This window comes from Palleronia sediminis, assembly GCF_004358695.1.
Taxonomy (GTDB): domain Bacteria; phylum Pseudomonadota; class Alphaproteobacteria; order Rhodobacterales; family Rhodobacteraceae; genus Palleronia; species Palleronia sediminis.
Genome location: NZ_SNAA01000004.1, coordinates 104998 through 126388, shown reverse-complemented (window position 1 = coordinate 126388; position 21391 = coordinate 104998). Strand labels below are relative to the sequence as shown.

Sequence of the window (21391 nt, the reverse complement as noted above, 5' to 3'; positions counted from 1 at the left end):
GGCGCCGTGACAGCGGGGGCGTCGTGGGCTAGAGGCTGGCCGTCGTTCACCGCCCGAGGCCCACTCATGCGTCTGATCCCCGCCGCGCTCCGCCGCAGAACCGCCCCGGCATCCGATGCCGCCCGGCGGCTGATCTTTCACGTCGGCGATAACAAGACCGGCTCGACCTCGATCCAGAACGCGCTGGCGATGGGGCGGGTGACGACGCCGGGCACGACGCTGATCTACCCGATCCGGGACGACCAGTTGAACCATAACCACCTGCGCCCGCAGGTCGAAAAGGGCGGCGCGCAGGATCGGCTGGAATGGGTGCGGTCGCAGATGGACGCGCATGATGCGGGGCTGTGCATCCTGTCAGGCGAGGTGTTCGAGGCGACCCCCCCGCGCCAGTTGCGCGCGGCCATCGACACGCATCTTGCCGGCTGGGCGGACGAGATCCGCATCATCGCCTATGTCCGCCCCCATGCCGCGCGGCTGTTGTCGAGCTATGCCGAGCAGATCAAGATCGGCTGGTATCGCAAGGGGCTGGACGAGTTCATCGCGCGCGCGCTCGACAACCCGCGGTTCCACTATGCCGATCGGTTCGGCAAATGGCGCCGTGTTTTCGGCGATGCGTTCGAGCTGCGGCCGATGATCCGAGAGCGGTTGAGGAACGGCTCGGTCATCGACGATTTCCTCGGGGCGGCGCTGGGCGATGCGCCTTTCGAGATCGGGCCGGGCGCGGCCGACAACGAAAGCCTCACGCTGCACGAGCTGATGGTGATGCGCGTGGTGCAGGACAAGCTGGCGCATATGGCCAAGGGCCAGCGTCACGCGGTCGGGTGGGAACTTGCCCGGTTGCTGGGCAAGGCGCGGCCCGCGGGCCGACAGGACAAGCTGCGCCTGCCGCGCGATCTGGCCGAACGGATCGCGGCCCGGTTCGCCGATGACGCGGCCGCGGTCGATGCGGCGTTCTTTGGCGGCGAGGATGTGCTGCGCGCAGAACTGGCCCGCGCGGTGCGCGACGCCCCGGCCGAGCGGCAATCGGTCGAGCCGGGCGACCATCTTGCCCCCGGCGAGCGCGCGGCGGTCGAGGCGCTGGCCGAGCTGGCGTCCGAACTGATGAGCGACGGCGGCGACTGGCGGGCCCGCCTGCGCGGGTTCCGCATCGCGGCCCTGCGCGAGGGCAGCGGCGTCCGTGACGGGGTCTAGCCCCTGAGCATCTGCGCGATCCGGCCGATCCGCCGGTCGATCGCCGTGTGGAACAGGCCCCCCGGCACGACATGGCGGAACCACCGATAGGCCGGGCGCCGCTCGACATAGGCGGCGCGGTAATGGGCGGGCCAGTCCAGATCGCGGCTGGCGAGTTTCGCCGCCAGCCATTCGGCATGACCCAGCAGGGCGCCCATCTCGTCGGGCGAGAAATGCAGCTCGGGTTCGAGCTGCATGGGCGTGTCGCGCGCGGCGTCGGCATTCCTGTCGAGCGCGGGGACCATCACCGCCTCGCCGCCAAAGAACTCGGCATCGAGCATCGCGGCATCCGCGACGCAGCGGTCGCGCAGGCGCCCCGCCATCTCGGCCGACATCCATGGCTTTTCGACCGACGCGGATTTCAGCGGCCAATGCGCGATGGCGGCGCCGATCGTGTGGCGGGTCGGACGGTCCACGCCCCGTTCGCTCAGCGTGCTGTGGAACGGGCGCAGCCCGGCCAGCGCACGGACCGGCGTGCTTTCGTTGAAGCGGACCTGGCGTTTCAGCCGGAACGCCCCGTCGGGCCGGATGACATGGAGGAAATCCTCGACCACGTCACCGCCGCGCAGCCTGTCACGCAGGAACGGCCGCACGACGAGCCGCTTGCCGAAAACCTCGCGCCAGGCGCGCAGGCGGGTTCCGAACTCGAGCAGGCCGATCTGGTCGGACTGGACCTCGAACTCGTCCATTGTGCCGAAGATGCCGCCGGTCTTGATCCGCTGCATGTAGGCGGCGAGGAAGCGGTCGAGATGGGGGCGGACATAGCAGACGATCAGCGCCTCGTCCCCCGGACCCGGCACGTGGCGCCGCAGCGCGGCATCGAGCGCGCGCGGATCGGCCGAAGAGAACAGCTCGGCCGAGATGACCGCGGTGGTGTCCGGCCCGCAGTCCGACAGCCATCCGGGCAGATGCTGCCACGCGGTCTGGCCGGTGTCGCGCCCGCGGGCCTTGAGCGGACGCACGAGGTCGTTCGCGTTGAGCCGGCGCCAATAGGCCAGCGACCCTTTCGGCGCATCGACCATGCCGAAGAAGAACGCCCGCTGAAGCGCGCTGGTGCCCGTCTTGGGATCGCCGACATGGACAACGAGGCGGGTCATGGCGGCTCCGTCGGGGGTCAGAGGTCGCGATAGAAATCGTAGGTGCGCCGGATGCCTTCGTGCAACGGGGTGATGCCGTCGCCCAGCAGAACGCGCACATCCTCGCCGCTGGCGATCACGTCGCGCGGCTCGGTCGCCAGCAGGTCGGCGGCAGGCACCTTTTCGTAGTTCAGCGATTTGCCGGCCGCGGCCTCGATCGCCTCGACCACATCCATCAGGCTGGTGGATTCGCCCGCACCCAGCATGTTGACCCGGTCGGTCGGCTCGCCGTCGCGCAGGCGGCGGGCCAGCGTCGCGATCCCGCGCCCGACATCGCCCGAATAGATGAAGTCGCGGCTTTGCCGCCCGTCGCCATTCACGAACACCTTGTCGCCCGACAGGACGGCGCGGGTAAAGGCATGGATCGCGCTTTTCTTTTTCTCGGAATGGCGGCCATAGACATTCGTCATGCGGATGACGCTGAAGCTGCCGCCGCGCAGCTCGACCAGCTTTTCGAGGATCAACTCTTCGGCCGCCTTGGTCGCGCCGTAGAAATTCTTGGGGCAATAGGCCGACGAGGTGCGGACCTCGAAAGTGCCGTCGAAAAGCGCGCCCGCCGTCGAGATCAGGATGAAGTGGTCGCCCGGCCGCACCGCGCGCATCACGAATTGCGAGGGCGCGGTGATATTGGCCTCGATGAAATCCATCGGCCGGTCCTTGGACTCGGCCACGCGCGTCTCGCCGGCGAGGAACACGAAGATGCGCCCCTCGTCCTTCATCCCGTCGGCGAATTCCAGCGCGCCGCCGGATTGGTAGTCGCCCGCGAAGAACGGCAGATCGAGCGTTTCGTGCCCCGGCGCGGCGTTGGACAGGTCGTCGATGACCGCGGGCGACAGCCCTTCGAAGCTCGGGTCGTCGGCGATCGCCTCGAGGATGTTGCGCCCGACGAAACCGAAGCCGCCGACGAGGATGAGCGAAGATGAGTTCTTCATGGGCGATACGCGTCTTTCGTCAGGTTGCGGCAGGTGCGCGCCCCTTACGCCAGCCCCCGCGCAAGTTCAATCGCGGGCGGTGCGCTCAAGCCTTGCGCGAGACATTCGCGCGCGGGAACCCCTCGTCGGGGATCGCCACGCCGTAGAACCGGCACAGCGGGGCATAGCTGTCGAGATCGGCCATCGGCACGGTCAGCATGTCGTCTGGAAACAGCTCGGCCGTGCGCGCGAACCGGCCCCGGCGCTGCGCGCGCCGCGCGAGGATGCGCTTGCGGCGCAGGTCCGGGTTCTCGTCCCAGAGGTGATGCTGCTTGTAGACGTCGGGATGGGTGATTTCCCAGTTGCGGACGCTGGCGACCCAGCTTTCCTCGTCGCGGTCGACCCAGATCAGCCGCGCGGCCGGGTGCAGGATCTTGTGGATCGCGGGGTGGATATGGGCGTGACCGCAAGGCGCGTCCGAAAAGACGTCATAAGGCGCCATTGCCTCGATCACGGGGACGAGCGTTTCGCGCACCCGCGCGGCGTTCCCGGACATCCAGGCACGCAGATCCGTGGCCGCGTCGGCCTCGGCGTTGAGCGGCTTGAGCAGCGGCTTGATCGCGCGCTGCACCCTGGGCTTGTAGCCCATGTCGCGCGTACCGACGCCCAGGCGGATCAGCGCATCGCCCACCGACGAGGTCGCGGTCTTGTAGGGCGAGGCGACGATATGGATCACGCGGTCGGTCAACGCAGCCTCCGCACGCGGGACAGGCCGCGATAGATCGACATGAGACCGGGGCGCAGGGCGGGAAAGGTCTCGATCAGGGCGCGGCCCTGCCGGCGGACAAAGCCGCGGCGATGCTTTTCCTCCATCACCTCGCGCAGGATCCCGATGACCTCGCCGTAGAACGGCGTGCGGATCAGCGATTGCCAGTAGAGATCGGCCCAGGGCACGGTGGCCCCGTCCCACGGCTTGTAGTCGCCCGCGGCGAAATGGACGATGAACGGATCGCGCTTGGCCGCGAGCGCCTGTTCGTGGTTGTCGCGCGGCACCCGCCCATAGCCGGAGGCGATCGTGTTGAAGACGTTGTACTTGGCGGGAAGCGGCAAATAGCGGTCGCGGAAATAGCTGTTCAGGATATCCTGGTCGCGGAACAGGTAGCGCCCCGAGGCCGCCATCTTCATCAGGTCGCGGCCGACCCGGGCCGTGTCCATCGCGGCGAAATTGAACAGCAGAAGCCCGGCGTTGAAATAGCGCGAGATCTGCGCCTCGGTCATCTTGAGCGTGTCGCGCTGGTAGGCGCCCAGGTCGGGCACGTCGGGGTCGATGGTCGGCGTGCGCCCGGTCAGGGTCCGGGTCATGATGAAGTCGGGCACGGCCGCGATGGCCGCGTCGCCGATATCGGCATCGAAGATCTCGGCCACGTCGCCGCGCACGATCATGTCGACATCGAGATACAGGAGCCGCTCGAGGTCGGGCAGAAGGTCGAAGAGCAGGAACCGGTTATAGGTCGCGTTCGACGGCGCCCGCGTGGCCGACCGGTGCGCATCGGCAAAGCGGTCGCCCACGTCGATCGCGTGCAGCGCGACATTCGGGAACGGCGCAAGCATGGTGCGCAGCGCCTCCATCGCCTTGGCGCCGACGCCCGATTGCAGGAAGAACAGGTTGTACTGCCGCTCGGGCGAGACGTGATCGACCATCGACCGCAGCATCGCCGCCGTATGGGGCAGATAGGCGCGGTCGGCCGAAAAGGCGATGTTGACGTGTTCGGGGCCGGTCAGCCGCTTGCCCGAGATATAGGGGGTGACGGCGGCGCGCCCGATATTGAGGATATTGACCTTGCGCACCTTCAACTCGGGGCGGTCGCGCATGATCCGGGTCACGTAGAGGGTGAACAGCCGCTCGGCGATGAAACCGAGATACCGCCAGTCCTGCATGGAGTACCACGCCCGGCGGTCGCCGCCGCGCGCATCGACCTGCTCGAGTATGTCGAAGGCAAAGGCGCAGTAATCCTCAAACAGGTCGCGCCGCATCAGGAACATGTTGGCGAGACGGATGCCCGTCCCTGCCGCCATCGCGTCGAAATCGGCCAGCCAGTCGGGATGCCGCTCGGCCACGACGGCGCGGGTGAGCGCGAAATCCTCGGCCTTGTGCCCGCGGGCATAGTTCTGCTCGACCGTCAGGGCCATGGTGTGCATCCGCGGCACCACGAGATCGACATCGGTCCGCGCGATCCAGTCCTCGGCCTCGGCCGTCCATTCGCGGATGTCGAAGCGGTCGAGGAACTGCTCGGTTTGCGGGCTGTCGCGGCGCCCGGTCAGGTCCAGCACCCGGCGATAATGCATCAGCCCGACGTAATCCGATGCCCGCCCGTTCTTCCACGCCCAGTAAAGCGCGGTAAGCTCGCAATAGGTGTCGTTGCGCGACGAGATATGATCGCCGGTATCGTCCCCGATCATGTCGGGCAGCGGCGTGCGGGCCCGTGCCCGGCCGACATGGATCGGCACGATCGAGGCGCTTTCGAGGACGGGCGCGGCCATGTGATATGCCGTGTAGATCGTCGCTTTCACGGGCCCCGCCTTTTCCTGCAAAGAACCGCGGTCGGGTTAGCCACGCCCCCCGGCCTTGTCAACGCGGGCTGCGCCAGCCGCGACCGCCCGCGGCGGCTGTTCGCGCGGCGGGGGGAACATGCGGCCCCGCTCGGCCACGGCGACCAGCACCAGCGACAGGGTGGCGAGCCCCGTGAACCCGGCCAGAAGCGGCACGATGGTCCCGTCGTAAAGCAGCCCGACCCCTGCGCCGAGCAACCCGCCCAGCATCGTCTGCGCCGCGCCCAGCACCGCCGAGCCGGTGCCCGCAACATGGCCCAGCGGCTCCATCGCGAGGGCGTTGAAATTGGTCGGCACGAAGCCAAAGCAGCACATGGTCAGGATGAACAGCACCAGGAACAACGGGAACGGGGTCGCGCCGCCCATGGCCAGCGCCAACCCCAGGTGCAGCGCCGACAGCGCGATGAAGGCGCAAAGCGCCCCCTGCGAGATCCGGTGGGTGCCGATCCGGCGCACCAGCCGCGAGTTGGCAAAGCTCGACCCCGCCATGAACACGGCGATGAGCGAGAAATAGAGCGTGAACCCCTTTCCGAGGCCGAAGACCTGCGTGAACACCTGCTCGGATTGCGCGATGAAGGCGAACAGCACCCCGAAGAACGACGCCATGGCGAGGGTGTAGAAGGCCGCGATGCGGTCCGTGACCACAATGCCGAACGCCTCGACCAGCTTGGCGCCGGTCAGCGGCCGGCGCCGTTCGGGGGCCAGCGTCTCGGGCAGGCGCGCCCAGCTCCAGACCAGTGCAACGAGGCCGAACACCGTCATCACCGCCGACAGCTCGCGCCAGTTGCCCACCAGCAGCACCAGCGCGCCGAGATTGGGCGCGAATACCGGCATGACCATGAAGACCATCATTACCAGCGACATGACGCTGGCCATCTCGGCGCCCTTGAACCGGTCGCGCACGACCGAGGTCGCGACCACCCGTGTCGCCGCCGCGCCCACCCCCTGCACGAAGCGCCAGGCCAGCAGCGCCTCGAAGCTGCCGGCAAAGACCGCCGCGATGCTGCCCGCGATATAGATGGCGAGCCCGGCGAACAGCACCCGCCGGCGCCCGAACCTGTCCGATAGCGGGCCATAGACGATCTGCGCCGCACCGAAGCCCACGACATAGGCGGTGATGATGATCTGGCGGCGGTTCTCTTCGGCCACGCCGAGCGCGGTGCCGATATCGGCAAGCGCGGGGATATAGACGTCGATCGCCGCCGCGTTCAGCGCCATGAGCAGGGCGATCATCGCCACGAACTCGGCGTAGGAGATGGCGTCGGCACGCGACTTGTCGGCAACGATGAACGCCATGATCCTGTCCGCCTTGCTGGGAGGGGGCGCATGGGCGCCCGGCCGGCGTTACCTACGCCGCTCGCCGCCGATGGCAAGCCGACGGGCACGGTTTGACACCCGGCCCCGTTCCGTGTCCTTGGCCGCATGGGTTCGGAGGATCGAATGGGCGACAGGGTCGCGGCCGTGGTAGTCACGTTCAACCGGCTGGACAAGCTCAGGGCGACGCTCGCGCGGTTGCTGGACGAGCCGGCCGCGATGCTCGCGCATGTGGTGGTGGTCGACAACGCCTCGACCGACGGCACCGGCGACTGGCTGGCCGCGCAGGACGATCCGCGCCTGACCGTCCTGCCGCTGGCCGCCAATGTCGGCGGCGCGGGCGGGTTCGAGGCGGGGATGCGCCACGCCCGCGACACGCTCGATCCCGACTGGGTGCTGGTGATGGACGACGACGCCCGCCCCGCGCCCGGCTGCATGGCGCGGTTCCACGCCGAGCCGCGCGACGGGTTCGACGCCTGGGCCGCCGCGGTGCGCTATCCGGCGGGCGGCATCTGCGAGATGAACCGCCCCTGGGTCAATCCGTTCTGGCATCGCGACGCCATGGGGCGCACGGCGCTGTCGGGGCGGCGGGGGTTTCACATCGCCGACGCGGCCTACGAGGCCGAAGCGCCGACCCCCATCGACGGGGGGTCTTTCGTCGGGTTCTTCTTCTCGCGCCACGCCATCGCGCTGGCCGGGCTGCCCGATCCGCGGCTCTTCATCTATGGCGACGACGTGCTCTATACCCTGCGGCTGAGCGAGCTCGGCGGCCGGGTCGCGTTCGACCCGCGGCTGGGCTTCGAGCATGATTGCGCCACCTTCGAGGGGGCGGACCGGCTGTTCCAGCCGCCGTGGAAAGCCTATTACGCCTACCGCAACAGCCTGATCTTCTACCGCCGCGCGGCCGGGCGCGCCTTTTGGGCGGTGCTGCCTCTGGTGCTGGGCAAATGGCTCTGGCAGGCGCGCCGGGCGCCGGCGCCGCGCCGTCATCTCGCGCTGTCGGCGCGGGCGGTGCGCGATGGCCTGCACGTACGGCTCGACGTGCCGCATTCCCGTGTCATGGCTTGGGCCGAGGGGCGCGCGATCACGCGCTGATCGCGGAACCGGCAAAAGAATTGCCTTCCGCCCCCCTGCCCGCTAGAGAGCCGCGAAACGCAGACTGCAAGGGGTTCTGGCGGTATGAAGATCATCATTCTCGGCGGCGACGGTTTTTGCGGCTGGCCGAACGCGCTTTACCTGTCCCGGCGCGGACACGACGTCATCATCGTCGACAATCTCAGCCGCCGCCAGATCGACCTGGAGCTCGAGGTCGACAGCCTGACCCCGATCCGCCCGCTGGGCGAGCGTCTGCGCGTCTGGAAGGAACTGACCGGCAACGAGATCCGGCACGAGAACTTTACCGTGGGCGAGCATTACCACCGCCTGCTGACGTTGATCCAGGACGAAAAGCCCGACGCCATCATCCATTTCGCCGAGCAGCGCGCCGCGCCCTACTCGATGAAATCGAGCTCGCACAAGCGCTATACCGTCAACAACAACCTCAACGCGACCAACGACGTGCTGGCCGCGATCGTCGAATCTGGGCAGGACATCCACCTTATCCATCTCGGCACGATGGGCGTCTATGGCTACGGCACCGCCGGCATGAAGATCCCCGAGGGCTATCTGCGGGTCAAGGTCGACACCGCCGAGGGCGTGGCCGAGCAGGAGATCCTGTATCCCACGAACCCCGGCTCGATCTACCACATGACCAAGTCGCAGGATCAGCTCTTCTTCCACTTCTACAACAAGAACGACGGGGTGAAGATCACCGACCTGCACCAGGGCATCGTCTGGGGCACCCAGACCGAAGAGACCCGCATGGACGAGCGGCTCATCAACCGGTTCGACTATGACGGCGACTATGGCACGGTGCTCAACCGGTTCATCATGCAGGCGGCCGTCGAATACCCGATGACCGTGCATGGCACGGGCGGGCAGACGCGGGCCTTCATCCACATCCAGGACACATGCCGCTGCATCGAGCTGGCGCTCGAGAACCCGCCCCAAAAGGGCGAGCGGGTGAACATCCTCAACCAGATGACCGAGACCCACCGCGTGCGCGACCTGGCCAAGATGATCTCGGACGCCATGGGGGCCGAGATCGCCTATCTCGACAACCCGCGCAACGAGGCCGACGAGAACGACCTGTTCGTGGCCAACGACCGCTTCCTCGGCATGGGGCTCGAGCCGATCAAGCTCGAGACCGGCGTCATGTCCGAGGTCAAGGAAATCGCGCAGAAATACGCGGATCGCTGCGACAAGACCAAGATCCCCTGCGTCTCGCTCTGGCGCTGAGGCTTCGCCGCTCGTGGGCGCACAGGACCGCATCTCGCTGATCGTGTGCGCCTACAATGCCGGGCGCGACGATATCGAGCGTCTGCTGGACGGCGTCCTCGCGCTCGACGCGAGGCCCGAGATCGTGCTGATCGATGACGGCTCGGACGTGCCGCTGTCCGAGGTGTTGCAGGGCAGCGCCGTGCCGGATCATGCGCGGGTGCACCGGCTCGGGACCAACGGGGGGCTTTTCGCCGCCCGCGCGGCGGGGGTGGCACTGGCGACGCGCGATTACGTGCAGTTCGCCGATGCCGATGACGTGGTCGAGGGCGGGTTCTATGCCGCTCTCGATGCCGCGCCGCTCGAGACCGATATCGTGGGCTTTCGCGCCCTCACCGTCCATGCCGACGGCACGGTCGTGCCGCGGGGTGAGCCCCACCCGCCGCACCGCCTTGACGGCGCCCCCGCGATACTCGGCGCCTTTCTCGATTTCCGCTACCTGTTCTCGGTCTGGAACAAGCTCTATCGCCGCGATCTGCTGGAACGGCAGAGGGCGGCCATCGGCAGCTATCCGCGGCTCAACCACTACGAGGACCTTGCGCTGAACGCACTGGCCTTCGGGATGGCCGACAGTTTCGAACATCGCGAGATCGCGGGCTATCGCTATGTCCAGCACCCCGACCAGATGACCGCCATCACGGGCGCGTCCGCGCTGCGCGAGATGGCGGGCGATTTGCAAACCGCCTACGACCTGATCGAGCGCGTCTTTCACGACTCCTTGCCCGAGGAAGAGCGCGCCGCGGCGCTGCGCAACCTCGCCGCGCGCGAGGTGCAATCGGTGATGCGCCTCTTTACCGAGATCGCGGGCGCCGACACGCCCGACGCCATCCTCGCCCTGCCGGACGACCTGCCGCCCCGCCTCGCCACGCGACGCGGGTTCGGCGCGGCCTTGTTGGGGGAACGGCAAGCCATGAATACCTTGCGGGACCGGCTTTCGGATCATCGGGATCGCATCGACCGCCTCAACGCGGTCATGGCGCATCTGCGCAATCACCCCACGGGCGACACGGCCAGCCGGCCTCAATCGGCCGAGGGCTGATTTCGCGCCGCACGCTTGCGCTGCCCGGCCCTGCGGCGCGCATTGGCGGGCTTGGGCGGCGGTGCGGGCAACAGGGATTCCGGGTAATCGAGATCGGGGCGATACTTGGCCTCGACCTTGGCCAGCCGTGCCGGACGCTTCGCCGCGTATCGCTCATACGCGGCGAGCGCACCCGATGCATCGCCCTCGGCCGCCAGAAAGATCGCCTGAAGGAACCGTGCAACCGGAAGGTCGCGTTCGAGTGCCGCGTCGAGACAGGGCATGAAGACCTTGAGACGGTTGTCCGTCTGGGCGGAACGGCTGGCGGTTATGTCCGAACAGTCCGTTCGTCAGGCACGAACTTCATCGACCCGCTCGATAAACTTAGATATATTTGGACATTCAGCCTTGCCGGCACAGGGCCTTAATCTTTCGACAAGTTCCATAAGCCCTGGCCTACTCAAAGCGTCCGCATTGAATATTTCACCACAATTCGCATTATGAATGTTTAGCAACCGAGTGATAATTTTCTCCGCTCGATCCTCGGAGCCACGGTTTAGCATACTGACGGCGAGAGAAACTCGATAGAACGGATTATCGGGATCGTAAGCTATCGCATTTCGCAACAGTGCAATTTGCTCGCGATTCTTGGCTATGATTCCCCGCCTCTGATACATCATACTACAGCATGCGTTAGCTTTTTGCAGCAAACTCGGCGGCGCCGAAAAGTCACGATCCAGCATATGACGCGCAACTGCTGCTTCGTTTTCTTCCTTGGTTCGGCTCAAGTAAGGATTTTCGTGAGGGACCGCACCGGCCGCGGAAGCGAGGAGCGCAAAACCGCTATTACCACTGACCAAACGGTTCATTCGAGCCATAAGAAAGATCTCACTCATGGCTAAGTGGAGCGGATCCCGCTCCACCGCGTCGAATAATTCAACACTCGAGATAGCCCCATACTCATCCGCAAGCCATCGAATTAACTCCCTATCTTGGCCAAAAAGAACTGGTTTCTCATTCCTCGCATGACTGGTCTTAATAATCTCTACTGCAATTGGGTATGATATGACCTTCACACGGAAATCATTTGAAAAGCGATACTTACCATATACAATGTCACCCGCCCTAAGATGGATGGCCACCGCGTTCTCCGGCAACTTCAGACCGGAAACCTTTTCCCTGATGTTCGCAATCTCGGAACTGAATTCTATTTTGGAGAAGGCTGTTTGCAGAACTGAACCCAAATCCTCTTTGCTGAAATATGAGGGCAACATGGAGGTTAACGGGTTTTGGAAGACACTATACCCCTGCTGGGGCTCGACAAGACCAAATCCATTGGACTCTATGTCGGTTATTGGACAGCATACCAATGCGTCGGCAGCCTCGGGACTCATAAGATAGCGCTCGAGGAACCTTTCAGAAAATAGCTTCTCTGCTTCGCAGATCGCATGAAACGGTTGCGCCGCTGAACCCATAAGTCGCCATGCGAAGCGAACTTCGCCCCCGAAACGGTCAGCCACTGCAAAAGCATTGACCAGCCCTCTAAGGCGTTCCCCAAGTCCATCGCGTTTCCTTGAGACAAATACAGGTTTCATCGCAGCGGTCTCCGTCATGTCGCGTGTTCAGGCGGTGGCGACTCCGGCGTTTCGCTACAGGAACCGGATCGGCCGGGCAACACGGCACCGAATCGCGCATCGCTCGCTTGGCGATGCGCCTGTCCTGCGCTAGTCACTGCGCGAAACGTCGCGGCCGCGCCAGACCGGCGGCCCGCATGCGAGACCGGGGGTTCCATGTCCGAGGCCGATGCCGATGCCGCGCCGACGCTGCGCGACAAGTTTCTCGACCGGACCCGCGGGTTCACCCCGATCAGGACCGAAAAGCTCATCACCCGTCCGCGCGGCGGGCGTCCGCCGCTCTGGCTGCGCAACCGGGTGGGGGTGGTGGCGGGCGCGCAGGCGGCGGCAAGCCTCTGGCGCGCCGCGGACACGGTCGCGCTGACCCCCGAGACGGTAGTGGACGGCACCGATTGGGGCGCGCTCGACGCGCTGGTGATCTGCGCCGGGATCCTGCCCATGCACGAGCCCTGGCGCCGCGCCCTGCTGGGCCTGCGCGACGAGGCACCGCTGCTTGCGTTCCTCGTGGCCGATGCGCGCAGCCATGGCGTGCCCGTGGTGCTCTGGCTTGCCGAAGAGCCGGGGGCGGAGGGCATGTTCGCCCATCTCTTTTCCCATGCCGACCTGATCGTCGCTCCCCCCGGCCTTGCCGTGGACGACACCCGCCCGGTCCTGCGGCAGGGGCCGCACGTCGATGCGCGGGTGTTCAACCCCATCGCCCCGGCCTTTGACGAGGCGCGCGCGCGGATGCCGCTCTTTTCGTTCCTGCTCGACGGCTATCACGAGATCGGGATGAAGACCTCGCCCGCGGAGATGATGGACTGGTTGGGGCCGCTGCTCGACTACAACTGGTGGGCCTTCGACGGGTCGGTCGATATCCGCAACAACGACAACAAGCATTCGGCCGCGATGCGTCGGCGTTTCATGGGGACGCTCAAGGGCGGCGACCTGGCCCATCCGCTGCGGCTGGCGCAGGCGCTGGTTCTGCACAGCTCGCTGACGGAGGCGCGGCCGCATTACGCGCGGCGGCGCTGTCTCGAGGCCGGGGCCTGCAAGACGGCGGTGCTGACCGATGACGCCGCGCTGGCCACGCTGCCCTTCATCCGCCATGCCGACGGCCCCGACGCCATCGGGCGCGCGGTCGAATGGCTCCTGACCGACGAGGTGGGCGCCAACGCGTTGCAACACCTCGCCTGGCGGCATGTGATGAGCGAATGCACGACGCTCGACGCGGTGGCGGCGATCCTCGCGCGGCTGGGCGTCGCGCCTGACTGGTCCGAGCCGCCCGATGCGAAGGTGAACGTCGTGGTGCCGACGATCCGCCCCGAGCTGATCCCCTTTCTGCTCGATACGGTCGACGCGCAGATCCACCCTGACGTGGCGCTGAGCATCGTCGTTAACGGGGTCGAGGTGCCGCCCGAGTATCGCCGCCTGGTCGAGGCCCACCCGACGGCGACGCTCCATTCCATGCCCAACGACAAGAGCATCGGCTACTGCATCAATTACGGGGTCGATCAGGTCGAGGCGCCGTTCTGGGCCAAGTTCGACGACGATGACATCTATGGCCCGCATTACCTGTCGGACCTGCTGTTGCAGCGCAAATACGCGCGGTTCGACATCACCGGAAAGGCCGCGTTCTTCAACTGGTTCGAGGGCGGCGACCGGATGCATACGCGGCGGATGGACCTGCGCGATACCTATATCCAGACCGTGGGCGGCGGCACGCTGGTCGTGCGCCAGGGGGCCGAGTGGTTCCCCGAGGATGTGCGCGGCTATGCCGACACGCTGTTTCTGTACAACGCGCAGGACCGCGGCAAGGCGATCCTGTCGGGCGATCCGTTCAACTTCATCCAGGTGCGCCGCTCTGACGTGAAGAGCCACACATGGACCGCGGGCGCGCATCAGCTCAACCTCAACGGGCCGCGCCGGCCGGGGCTCGATTTCATGGGGGCCATCATATGACCGCGCCCGACTTGCCCGAGCGGACGCCGCTCCAGGCGCTCTATGCCCGCATCGCCGAGGCGCGCAAGACCGCGCCGCCCCCGCCCTGGGGGCCATCCGGCTACACCGACCCCGACACGCGGCGTGCCGACAGCCGCCGCCTGCGCCCCGTCGGCACCTATCCCGAACCGCTGGTCACGCCGTTGCGCAACACCGCGCGGTTCGAGATCACCGGCCCGCGGACGGGGTGCATCGTCATCCGCGCCACTGGGGGGACCGGAGCCCCGTCGCCCGGACCCGATGGCCAGCCGCGCGCACTGACCGTGGTGCTGAACGGGCGGTACGAGATGCGTTTCGACTACCTGACGCGCAATGCCGAGGGGTGGCAGACCCATCACATCCCCCTGCCCGAGGGGCTGACAGCCGACAGCCTGCACACCGTCGAGATCGAGGAAGACGGGTTGCTGTTGTTCAGCGACGTGATCGCCGCGGCGGCGACGCCCCCTGCCGACACCGTCATGCCGGTGCGGTTCCTGCGCAACGGCCTGCTCGAGGGCTATGCCAGCGCGGCTTCGGCGCCGGGGCAGGAGGTGTTCCTGGCCGCCACGATCGGGGGCGACGAGATCGGGGCGCGCACCGCCGGGACCTGGTCGGGCCAGCAGCGGCTGCGCCGCTTTGCGCTGCGCACCGATATCGCGCCGGGCAAGCTGATCCGCGCGACGGTCAAGACTCCCGATGGCGCACCGAGCATCCGCAGCCCGCTCTGGCTGTTTCGCAACGATGCGGGCGGGTTCCTGCTGTGCAATCCACGCAACGCGCGCAAGCGCGACCAGACGGTTCTGACGCTGATCGGCTGCCCCGACGAGGCGCAGCAGCCCCGCGCGCTGATCGAGCCGGGCGAGGGTCCGCGCTATCCGGTCGATCAGCCCGACGACGCGCCGTTCCGGTTCCAGTTCCGGGGGCAGGCCAATTCGGTCGCCGTGCCGCGTGCGCGCATCGCCGCCGGGGTCCGGTTCGAGATGCTGAATGCCGAGGGGCAGAGCCTCGGGCGGCTACCGCCGCTTGCCGACCTGCTCGGCTGACGCGGCTCGTTCCTCGGCCAATAGCGCGGCAAGCCCGCTGCGATAGTCGGGATAGGCCAGCGTCACGCCCAGATCGGTCTTGATGCGATCGTTTCGCACCTTTTTGCTGTCGGCGTAGAAGCTGCGCGCCATCGGGCTCATCTCGGCCTCGTCAAAGGCGATTTCGGGCGGGCGCGGCAGGCCGAGCAGATCGGCGGCATGGGCGATCACGTCCTGCGGCGGGGCCGGGTCGTCGTCGCAGACGTTGTAGACCGCGCCGGGATCGGGCCGCGCGATGGAGGCCTCGAGCACGGTCGCGATATCCGCGACATGGATGCGGCTGAACACCTGGCCCGGCTTGACGATACGCCGCGCGGTGCCCGCCCGGATCTTGGCAAATGGGCCGCGGCCGGGGCCGTAGATCCCCGCGAGGCGAAAGACATGCAGCGGCAGGCCCGATTGCGCGGCAAGCGCGCGCCAGGCGGCCTCGGCCCGGACGCGCGCGGCGCCGCGGCGGGTCGAGGGCTCGAGCGGCGCGGTCTCGTCCACCCAGCCGCCGGCCTGGTCGCCGTAGACCCCGGTGGTCGAGAGATAGCCCACCCAGTCGAGATGCGGCGCGGCGCGCGCGATCGCGGGGCCGAGCGCGGCGATGGCCGGGTCGCCCTCGGCGTCGGGCGCGGCCGAGATCAGGATATGGGTCGCGGTCTCGATCTCGGGAGGCAGATCGCCACCGGGCCAGAGCAGCGCGCGAACGCCCGTGGCCTCGATCTCTGCCAGCCTGTCGCCGCTGCGAGTCGTGCCCGCGACCTGCCAGCCCCGCGGCAGCAGCCGCGCCGCCAGCGCGCGGGCGCAATAGCCGTGGCCGAGGGAAAGCAATCTCATGGGCGTGGTCCGATCGTCCTTGGGGGCGCGTCAGTCGGGCGCCAGCATGTAGCCCGCCCCGCGCACGGTCTGCAAATAGCGCGGCTGCTTGGGGTCCGCCTCGATCTTGCGGCGCAGGCGGGTGATCTGCACGTCGACCGCGCGATCCTGCGCGCTTTCACCATCGGGGCCGGTGCGGCCGAGATCCTCGATCAGGCGTTGCCGGCTGACCACCTCGCCGGGCTGGGCGGCAAAGATCCGCATCAGCGCGGCCTCGGTGCCGGTCAGGCGCACCAGGTCGTCGCCGGACCAGAGTTCGCCGCGCCCGGTATCATAGCGCACGATGCCCAGCGACAGCGACGTGGGCGCGGTCGGTGCGACCTCGGGGCCGGGCATCCGGCGAAAGATGGCGTTGATCCTGAGCAGGAGCTCCTTGGGCTCGAAGGGCTTGGCGAGGTAGTCGTCGGCCCCGGCCTCGAGCCCGGCCACACGATCGGCGGTCTCGCCGCGCGCGGTCAGGAGCAGGATCGGCACCGACCGGTTCGCCGTCAGGTCGGCGCAGAGAGAAATCCCGTCCTCGCCCGGCATCATCACGTCGAGCACGATCAGGTCGAACTCGAGCCCCCCCAGGATACGCCGCGCATGGGCCGCATCGCGCGCGGTGGTGACGTAGAACCCGTTGCGCCTCAGGAACTTGGCCAGAAGGCGCCGGATGCGTTCGTCGTCGTCGACGACCAGCAGGTGAAGCGGCTGGCTCATGTCTCGCCCCCCGTATCGGCATCGAAATAGCGGCGCAGCTCGGGGTCCATCATCTCTTCGAGCACGGCGCGGAACCCGGCAACCGCATCGGGCCCGGCGCGGCGAAAGGCGTCGCGCATCCGCGCCTGCTGCGCGATGGACAAATCCCCCTCGAGCGCGGCGCCGCGTTCGGTCAGGTGCAGATGACGTTCGCGACGGTCGCGCGTGCCCACGCGGCTTTCCACCATCCCGTCCTCGATCAGCGTGCGCAGCACCCGGTTCAGCGATTGCTTGGTGATCCCCAGGATCGTCAGAAGCGTGTTCACGTTCAGGCCGGGCGAGCGGTTGATGAAATGGATCGCGCGATGATGCGCCCGCCCATAGCCGAAGCGTTCGAGGATGCGGTCGGGATCGGCGGTGAAGCCGCGATAGGCAAAGAACATCGCTTCGATCCCCTTGCGCAACTGCGCATCGGTCAGAAACAGGAGCGTCTCGCCGCCGGTTCGTCGCAGGTCGGCCATCTTATCCTCGCGCGGGTCGGTCGCTGCCCGCTTTCGCATCACAGTTTATGTCAGCCTCGTTGACATTCCAAGGCCGGATAGATACGCCAACCCCACGGGATGCGACATATTGTGTCGCAGGAACCAACGCCCCGGCAATGACGCGAAAGGAATGACCAGATGTCCCTGCCCTATGACGACCGTGACGGCAAGATCTGGATGGACGGCACGCTGGTCGAATGGCGCGATGCTAAGGTACATATCCTGACCCATGCGCTGCATTACGCGTCGTCGGTCTTCGAGGGCGAGCGGGCTTATGGCGGCAAGATCTTCGAAAGCCGCCGCCATTCGGAACGGCTGCGCAAATCGGCCGAGCTCATCGATTTCGAGATCCCCTATTCCGTCGACGAGATCGAGGCCGCCAAGCGCGCGACTCTCGACGCGAACGGCCTGACCGACGGCTATGTGCGCGCCATCGCCTGGCGCGGGGCCGGGCCGGATATGGGGGTCGCCTCGGCCCGGAACCCGGTCCGCATGGCCGTCGCGGCCTGGGAATGGGGCGCCTATTACGGCGATGCCAAGATGAAGGGCGCCAAGCTCGACCTGTCGAAATGGAAACGTCCCAGCCCCGAAACCATCCCCTCGGCCGCCAAGGCCGCCGGGCTCTACATGATCTGCTCGATGTCAAAGCACGCCGCCGAGGTAAAGGGATGTTCGGACGCGCTGATGATGGATTATCGCGGCTACGTCGCCGAGGCGACCGGGGCCAACGTGTTCTTCGTCAAGGAGGGCGAGGTTCACACCCCCCTGCCCGACTGTTTCCTGAACGGCATCACGCGGCAGACCGTGCTGGGGATGCTGCGCGAACGCGGCGTCACCGTCCACGAGCGCCATATCGAGCCGGCCGAGCTCGAGGGGTTCGAACAATGCTGGCTGACCGGCACCGCCGCCGAGGTGACGCCCGTCGGCCGGATCGGCGAGTTCAGCTTCGAGGTGGGGCAACTCACGCGCGATATCGCGCTGGGATACGAGGAACTGGTGCGGCGCTGAGGCGCTACATCATCCCCTTGGCCCTGAGCTTGCGGCGGGCGGTCCCGCCGCGGGCAATCTGGCGTTCGCGCAGCACGATCACCACGCCGGAGGCGATGACCAGCACCGCACCGGCAAGCGTGGACAGCCCCGGCACCTCGTCGAACCAGACAAAGCCGATCACCACCGCCCAGAGCATCGAGACATAGGAAAACGGCGCCAGCGCCGAGGCATCGGCATGCGCATAGCTCGCCGTCAGCAGCATCTGGCCGACCGCGCCGAATACCCCGCAACCGATCAGCAACAGCAGATCGCGCGGCGCGGGCCAGACCCAGCCGAACGGCGCCGAGAGCAGCGAAAAGGCGGCCGCGGTCGCGAGGAAATAGAACGCGATGGCCTCGCTCCGCTCGCGCCCCGACATGGCCTTGACGAAGGTCTGCGCCATCGCCGCCAGCGCCGCCGAGGTCAGCGCGAGCCCCGCTCCCAACAGTGCCGTATCGCCCAGATCGGTGGCGCCCAGCCGCGGCGAGATGATGACCAGCACCCCGACGAGACCCAGCGCCACGGCGAACAGACGCACGAGGCGGAACCCCTCGCCCAGAAAGATCGCGGCCGAGATGACGAGGAAAATCGGCGTGGCGAACCGGATCGCCTGAACTTCGGCCAGGGGCAAAAGCGTGATCGCGGAAAAGCCCAGCGCCATCGAGGTCGTGCCGACGATGCCGCGCACGGCATGGGCCTTCCAGTTCTCGACATGCAACCCGCGCCGCAGGTCCCCGCGCGACCACAGCCACAGCGCGATGATCGGCAGCGACAGGAAGGCCCGGAAAAACACGATCTGGCCCGTCGGCACGTCATCGCCCACGGCCTTGATGAAGGCCGACATCATGGTGAGGACCGAGAAGGCGATCAGGATCAGGACGATGCCGCGGATAGGTGCCATCCCTGCGGCCTACACCTCCGCCGCGGCAAGGGCCATACGCTCAGACCAGCAGCCCGGCCCGCTCGAGCGCGCCGGCCACCGCGCTGAAATCGGGGCCATGCACGACCACGACGCCCAGCCGCCGGATCGAGGCGATGGCCGCGCGCGAGGCATCGTCGGGCCCCGGCCCCGGTTCGCGCAGGATCACGGCGGCGATGCGCCCCGCATGGCGGTGGCACGCCTCGAGATAGATCTCGGCGTCATGCTGGCCGGTATCGCCCACCAGCACGAAGGACAGGCCGGGATTGGCCCGGATGATCCGGTCGATGGCGTCACCCTTGTGCGCGCCATGCCCCCCGGCGAGGAATCCGTCCTGCGACAGCCCGAGGTCGCGCAGGAACATGGGGCCGATGGTCAGACCCGCGCGGTCGAACACCTTGTCGAGAAACGCGTGCAGGTTCCACGGCGACGAGCTGACATACCAGACCGGGTTGCGGCCGTGTTCGCTGAGGTGATCCATCAGGACGATGGCATCGGGAAAGATGCGCCGCGTCCGGGCCGACCCGGTGAAGGTCGTCCAGAGGTTGCGCGCCAGCGAATAGGCGCCGGTCTCGAGCATGGTATCGTCGATATCGGACACGATCCCGAGCCGCGCCTCCGGGTCGGGGACCATGGCACGGAACGTCGTGCGGGTCTCGGGCTTGCCCTCGATCTCGAGTTCGACCTCGGCCCAGCCGGGCGCAAAGCTGCCGGCGACCTCGAGCCAGACATACCCTTCCTCGTCGCTGATTGCCCGGCCCTCGCCGCCGGCGACGACCACGGGCACCTGCGCGACCTCGTGGGTTAGGAACAGCGACACGATCTCGCGCAGGTTCTGCCAGCGGCTCTGACCCGGATCGGGGGTGGTGCGGCGCAGCGCGGCCAGCACGCGCCCGCGCAGGACCAGCCCGCCCGGCACGGCAAAGCCGCGATAGGCGTCCAGCACCGGCGCCTCGGGCGGTTTGCGGCGGCGCAGGCGATGCCACCCCTCTTCGATCCAAAGCGCCGCGCGATGCGCGATGGCCCCCAGCCGCATCGACCTTCCCCTAGTCTTTCCGAAGGCGCAGGCTAGCCCACCGTGCCGCATCCGCAACAACAGGCGAGGGATCGTCATGCAGCGGAGCCACCGCCTGAGACAATCGGGGCACACCCGAGTTGCCGATGGCATAGGCCACGTTGCGCACGAAGCGGTCGCGCCCGATCCGCTTGACGGGCGAGCCGGAGAACCGCGCGCGGAACGCCGCATCGTCGAGCGCGGCCAGCTCGGCCAGTTCCGGCAGGCGCCGCCCCGGCTGCGTGGCGAGCCGCATGTCGCGGCCCCGGACCGCGAACTTGTTCCACGGGCAGACGGCAAGGCAATCGTCGCAGCCATAGATGCGGTTGCCCATCCGGGCGCGCAGATCCTCGGGCACCGGGCCGGAATGCTCGATCGTGAGATAGGATATGCAGCGCCGCGCATCGAGCTGGAACGGCGCGGGAAAGGCATCGGTCGGGCAGATGTCGAGACAGCGCCGGCACGATCCGCAGCTTTCGGCCGCGGGCGGATCGGGCTCGAGCTCGACCGTGGTGAAGATCGCGCCGAGGAACACCCAGTTGCCGAGATCGCGCCCCAGGAGGTTCGTGTGCTTTCCCTGCCACCCCAGCCCGGCTGCCTGCGCCAGCGGCTTTTCCATGACGGGCGCGGTATCGACGAACACCTTGATCCCGTGCCCCGGCGCCCGTTCGAGCAGCCAGCGCCCGACCCGCTTGAGCCGCTTTTTCACCACGTCGTGATAGTCGCGCCCCTGTGCATAGACGCTGATCGCCGCGCGGTCGGGATGGTCCAGATCCTCGAGCGGATCGTGGTCGGGCGTATAGGCCTCGGCCAGCATGACCACCGACCGCGCCTCGGGCCAGAGCGCGGCGGGATCGCCGCGCCAATGCGTGCGCTCGGCCATCCAGCCCATTTCGCCGTGACAGCCCGCGTCGAGAAAGGCGCGCAGGCGTCCGGCGGCCTCGGGGATCGCGTCGGGCCGGCAGATGCCCACCTTGGCGAACCCGGCCTCGAGCGCCTCGCGCGTCAGGTCGGATTTGAGCGATCCGGTCATTCCCT

General features: G+C 67.3%; 20 protein-coding genes. 7 read left to right on the top strand and 13 right to left on the bottom strand.

The genetic code is table 11. The annotated features are described in order from the left end of the window. Positions 1-66 precede the first annotated feature (66 nt). Positions 67-1191, top strand: a complete 1125-nt coding sequence (locus E2L08_RS05495) for a hypothetical protein (RefSeq protein ID WP_133396058.1) — start codon at positions 67-69, stop codon at positions 1189-1191. On the opposite strand, the gene E2L08_RS05490 is transcribed toward E2L08_RS05495, so the two are convergent. From E2L08_RS05490 to E2L08_RS05470, 5 genes are all read right to left on the bottom strand, one after another. Further along, entirely contained in the window at positions 1188-2327 is a 1140-nt protein-coding gene (locus E2L08_RS05490) for a hypothetical protein (RefSeq protein WP_133396057.1), read from the bottom strand. The two genes, E2L08_RS05495 and E2L08_RS05490, sit on opposite strands and share 4 nt — an antisense overlap. Positions 2328-2344: 17 nt before the next feature. After that, positions 2345-3298: an NAD-dependent epimerase/dehydratase family protein gene (locus E2L08_RS05485; protein WP_133396056.1), complete on the bottom strand. Its 954-nt coding sequence runs from the start codon at positions 3296-3298 to the stop codon at positions 2345-2347. A gap of 85 nt (positions 3299-3383) precedes the next feature. Continuing rightward, on the bottom strand, positions 3384-4025 hold the full coding sequence (locus tag E2L08_RS05480) for a sulfotransferase (RefSeq protein ID WP_133396055.1): 642 nt from the start codon (positions 4023-4025) through the stop codon (positions 3384-3386). Next, a complete protein-coding gene (locus E2L08_RS05475; protein ID WP_133396054.1) occupies positions 4022-5848 on the bottom strand; it encodes a DUF4422 domain-containing protein in 1827 nt (608 codons plus the stop codon). The genes E2L08_RS05480 and E2L08_RS05475 overlap by 4 nt, the downstream gene beginning before the upstream one ends. Positions 5849-5884: 36 nt before the next feature. Next, positions 5885-7183, bottom strand: coding sequence for a multidrug effflux MFS transporter (locus tag E2L08_RS05470; protein ID WP_206076969.1), 1299 nt, complete (start codon positions 7181-7183; stop codon positions 5885-5887). Between the two features lie 144 nt (positions 7184-7327). On the opposite strand from E2L08_RS05470, the gene E2L08_RS05465 reads away from it, so the two are divergent. The 3 genes from E2L08_RS05465 (at position 7328) to E2L08_RS05455 (ending at position 10616) form a co-directional block, all read left to right on the top strand. Continuing rightward, on the top strand, positions 7328-8296 hold the full coding sequence (locus E2L08_RS05465; RefSeq protein WP_240758121.1) for a glycosyltransferase: 969 nt from the start codon (positions 7328-7330) through the stop codon (positions 8294-8296). Positions 8297-8380: 84 nt separating this feature from the next. Beyond that, the gene (locus E2L08_RS05460) at positions 8381-9538 is read left to right on the top strand and encodes an NAD-dependent epimerase/dehydratase family protein (protein ID WP_133396052.1); all 1158 of its coding nucleotides are present in this window, start codon (positions 8381-8383) and stop codon (positions 9536-9538) included. Positions 9539-9551: 13 nt separating this feature from the next. Then, positions 9552-10616 carry a glycosyltransferase family A protein gene (locus E2L08_RS05455; protein WP_168771055.1) on the top strand — a complete coding sequence of 355 codons (1065 nt, stop codon included), beginning with the start codon at positions 9552-9554 and terminating at the stop codon, positions 10614-10616. Here E2L08_RS05455 and E2L08_RS05450 read toward each other — a convergent pair. Both E2L08_RS05450 and E2L08_RS05445 read right to left on the bottom strand, forming a co-directional pair. Further along, a complete protein-coding gene (locus E2L08_RS05450; protein WP_133396050.1) occupies positions 10598-10879 on the bottom strand; it encodes a hypothetical protein in 282 nt (93 codons plus the stop codon). The genes E2L08_RS05455 and E2L08_RS05450 overlap by 19 nt on opposite strands. Positions 10880-10945: 66 nt before the next feature. Beyond that, complete coding sequence (locus tag E2L08_RS05445; protein WP_168771054.1) at positions 10946-12190, bottom strand: O-fucosyltransferase family protein; 1245 nt, start codon at positions 12188-12190, stop codon at positions 10946-10948. Positions 12191-12385: 195 nt separating this feature from the next. Between E2L08_RS05445 and E2L08_RS05440 the strand changes: the two genes are divergently transcribed. After that, positions 12386-14170, top strand: a complete 1785-nt coding sequence (locus tag E2L08_RS05440; RefSeq protein ID WP_133396048.1) for a hypothetical protein — start codon at positions 12386-12388, stop codon at positions 14168-14170. Next, positions 14167-15231 carry a hypothetical protein gene (locus tag E2L08_RS05435; protein ID WP_133396047.1) on the top strand — a complete coding sequence of 355 codons (1065 nt, stop codon included), beginning with the start codon at positions 14167-14169 and terminating at the stop codon, positions 15229-15231. Before E2L08_RS05440 ends, E2L08_RS05435 begins: the two co-directional genes overlap by 4 nt. Here the strand turns inward: E2L08_RS05435 and E2L08_RS05430 are convergent. The 3 genes from E2L08_RS05430 to E2L08_RS05420 are packed head-to-tail and all read right to left on the bottom strand — an operon-like array spanning position 15202 to position 17330. Further along, the gene (locus tag E2L08_RS05430) at positions 15202-16092 is read right to left on the bottom strand and encodes an SDR family oxidoreductase (RefSeq protein ID WP_133396046.1); all 891 of its coding nucleotides are present in this window, start codon (positions 16090-16092) and stop codon (positions 15202-15204) included. The two genes, E2L08_RS05435 and E2L08_RS05430, sit on opposite strands and share 30 nt — an antisense overlap. A gap of 30 nt (positions 16093-16122) precedes the next feature. Continuing rightward, entirely contained in the window at positions 16123-16830 is a 708-nt protein-coding gene (locus E2L08_RS05425) for a response regulator (protein ID WP_133396045.1), read from the bottom strand. Next, a complete protein-coding gene (locus tag E2L08_RS05420; protein WP_133396044.1) occupies positions 16827-17330 on the bottom strand; it encodes a MarR family winged helix-turn-helix transcriptional regulator in 504 nt (167 codons plus the stop codon). Before E2L08_RS05420 ends, E2L08_RS05425 begins: the two co-directional genes overlap by 4 nt. 159 nt (positions 17331-17489) lie before the next feature. On the opposite strand from E2L08_RS05420, the gene E2L08_RS05415 reads away from it, so the two are divergent. Further along, positions 17490-18359 (top strand): branched-chain amino acid aminotransferase, encoded by an 870-nt coding sequence (locus E2L08_RS05415; protein WP_133396043.1) that lies wholly within the window; start codon positions 17490-17492, stop codon positions 18357-18359. Between the two features lie 4 nt (positions 18360-18363). Here E2L08_RS05415 and E2L08_RS05410 read toward each other — a convergent pair whose 3' ends face one another. Genes E2L08_RS05410 through queG form a run of 3 tightly spaced genes read right to left on the bottom strand, consistent with a single transcriptional unit; the run spans position 18364 to position 21386 of the window. After that, on the bottom strand, positions 18364-19281 hold the full coding sequence (locus E2L08_RS05410) for a DMT family transporter (RefSeq protein ID WP_133396042.1): 918 nt from the start codon (positions 19279-19281) through the stop codon (positions 18364-18366). 40 nt (positions 19282-19321) lie between these two features. Beyond that, on the bottom strand, positions 19322-20335 hold the full coding sequence (locus tag E2L08_RS05405; RefSeq protein ID WP_168771053.1) for an App1 family protein phosphatidate phosphatase: 1014 nt from the start codon (positions 20333-20335) through the stop codon (positions 19322-19324). A 10-nt stretch (positions 20336-20345) separates the two neighbouring features. Beyond that, positions 20346-21386, bottom strand: a complete 1041-nt coding sequence (queG, locus tag E2L08_RS05400; RefSeq protein WP_133396040.1) for a tRNA epoxyqueuosine(34) reductase QueG — start codon at positions 21384-21386, stop codon at positions 20346-20348. Between the last annotated feature and the right edge of the window lie 5 nt (positions 21387-21391).

Bases quoted from the DNA above. Each gene is read 5' to 3' on its own strand.
- E2L08_RS05430 (WP_133396046.1), bottom strand. From the start codon at position 16,092: ATGAGATTGCTTTCCCTCGGCCACGGCTATTGCGCCCGCGCGCTGGCG.
- E2L08_RS05445 (WP_168771054.1), bottom strand. From the start codon at position 12,190: ATGAAACCTGTATTTGTCTCAAGGAAACGCGATGGACTTGGGGAACGC.
- E2L08_RS05410 (WP_133396042.1), bottom strand. From the start codon at position 19,281: ATGGCACCTATCCGCGGCATCGTCCTGATCCTGATCGCCTTCTCGGTC.
- E2L08_RS05425 (WP_133396045.1), bottom strand. From the start codon at position 16,830: ATGAGCCAGCCGCTTCACCTGCTGGTCGTCGACGACGACGAACGCATC.
- E2L08_RS05415 (WP_133396043.1), top strand. From the start codon at position 17,490: ATGTCCCTGCCCTATGACGACCGTGACGGCAAGATCTGGATGGACGGC.
- E2L08_RS05420 (WP_133396044.1), bottom strand. From the start codon at position 17,330: ATGGCCGACCTGCGACGAACCGGCGGCGAGACGCTCCTGTTTCTGACC.
- E2L08_RS05490 (WP_133396057.1), bottom strand. From the start codon at position 2,327: ATGACCCGCCTCGTTGTCCATGTCGGCGATCCCAAGACGGGCACCAGC.
- E2L08_RS05485 (WP_133396056.1), bottom strand. From the start codon at position 3,298: ATGAAGAACTCATCTTCGCTCATCCTCGTCGGCGGCTTCGGTTTCGTC.
- E2L08_RS05450 (WP_133396050.1), bottom strand. From the start codon at position 10,879: ATGCCCTGTCTCGACGCGGCACTCGAACGCGACCTTCCGGTTGCACGG.
- queG (WP_133396040.1), bottom strand. From the start codon at position 21,386: ATGACCGGATCGCTCAAATCCGACCTGACGCGCGAGGCGCTCGAGGCC.
- E2L08_RS05440 (WP_133396048.1), top strand. From the start codon at position 12,386: ATGTCCGAGGCCGATGCCGATGCCGCGCCGACGCTGCGCGACAAGTTT.
- E2L08_RS05405 (WP_168771053.1), bottom strand. From the start codon at position 20,335: ATGCGGCTGGGGGCCATCGCGCATCGCGCGGCGCTTTGGATCGAAGAG.
- E2L08_RS05460 (WP_133396052.1), top strand. From the start codon at position 8,381: ATGAAGATCATCATTCTCGGCGGCGACGGTTTTTGCGGCTGGCCGAAC.
- E2L08_RS05435 (WP_133396047.1), top strand. From the start codon at position 14,167: ATGACCGCGCCCGACTTGCCCGAGCGGACGCCGCTCCAGGCGCTCTAT.
- E2L08_RS05495 (WP_133396058.1), top strand. From the start codon at position 67: ATGCGTCTGATCCCCGCCGCGCTCCGCCGCAGAACCGCCCCGGCATCC.
- E2L08_RS05465 (WP_240758121.1), top strand. From the start codon at position 7,328: ATGGGCGACAGGGTCGCGGCCGTGGTAGTCACGTTCAACCGGCTGGAC.
- E2L08_RS05470 (WP_206076969.1), bottom strand. From the start codon at position 7,183: ATGGCGTTCATCGTTGCCGACAAGTCGCGTGCCGACGCCATCTCCTAC.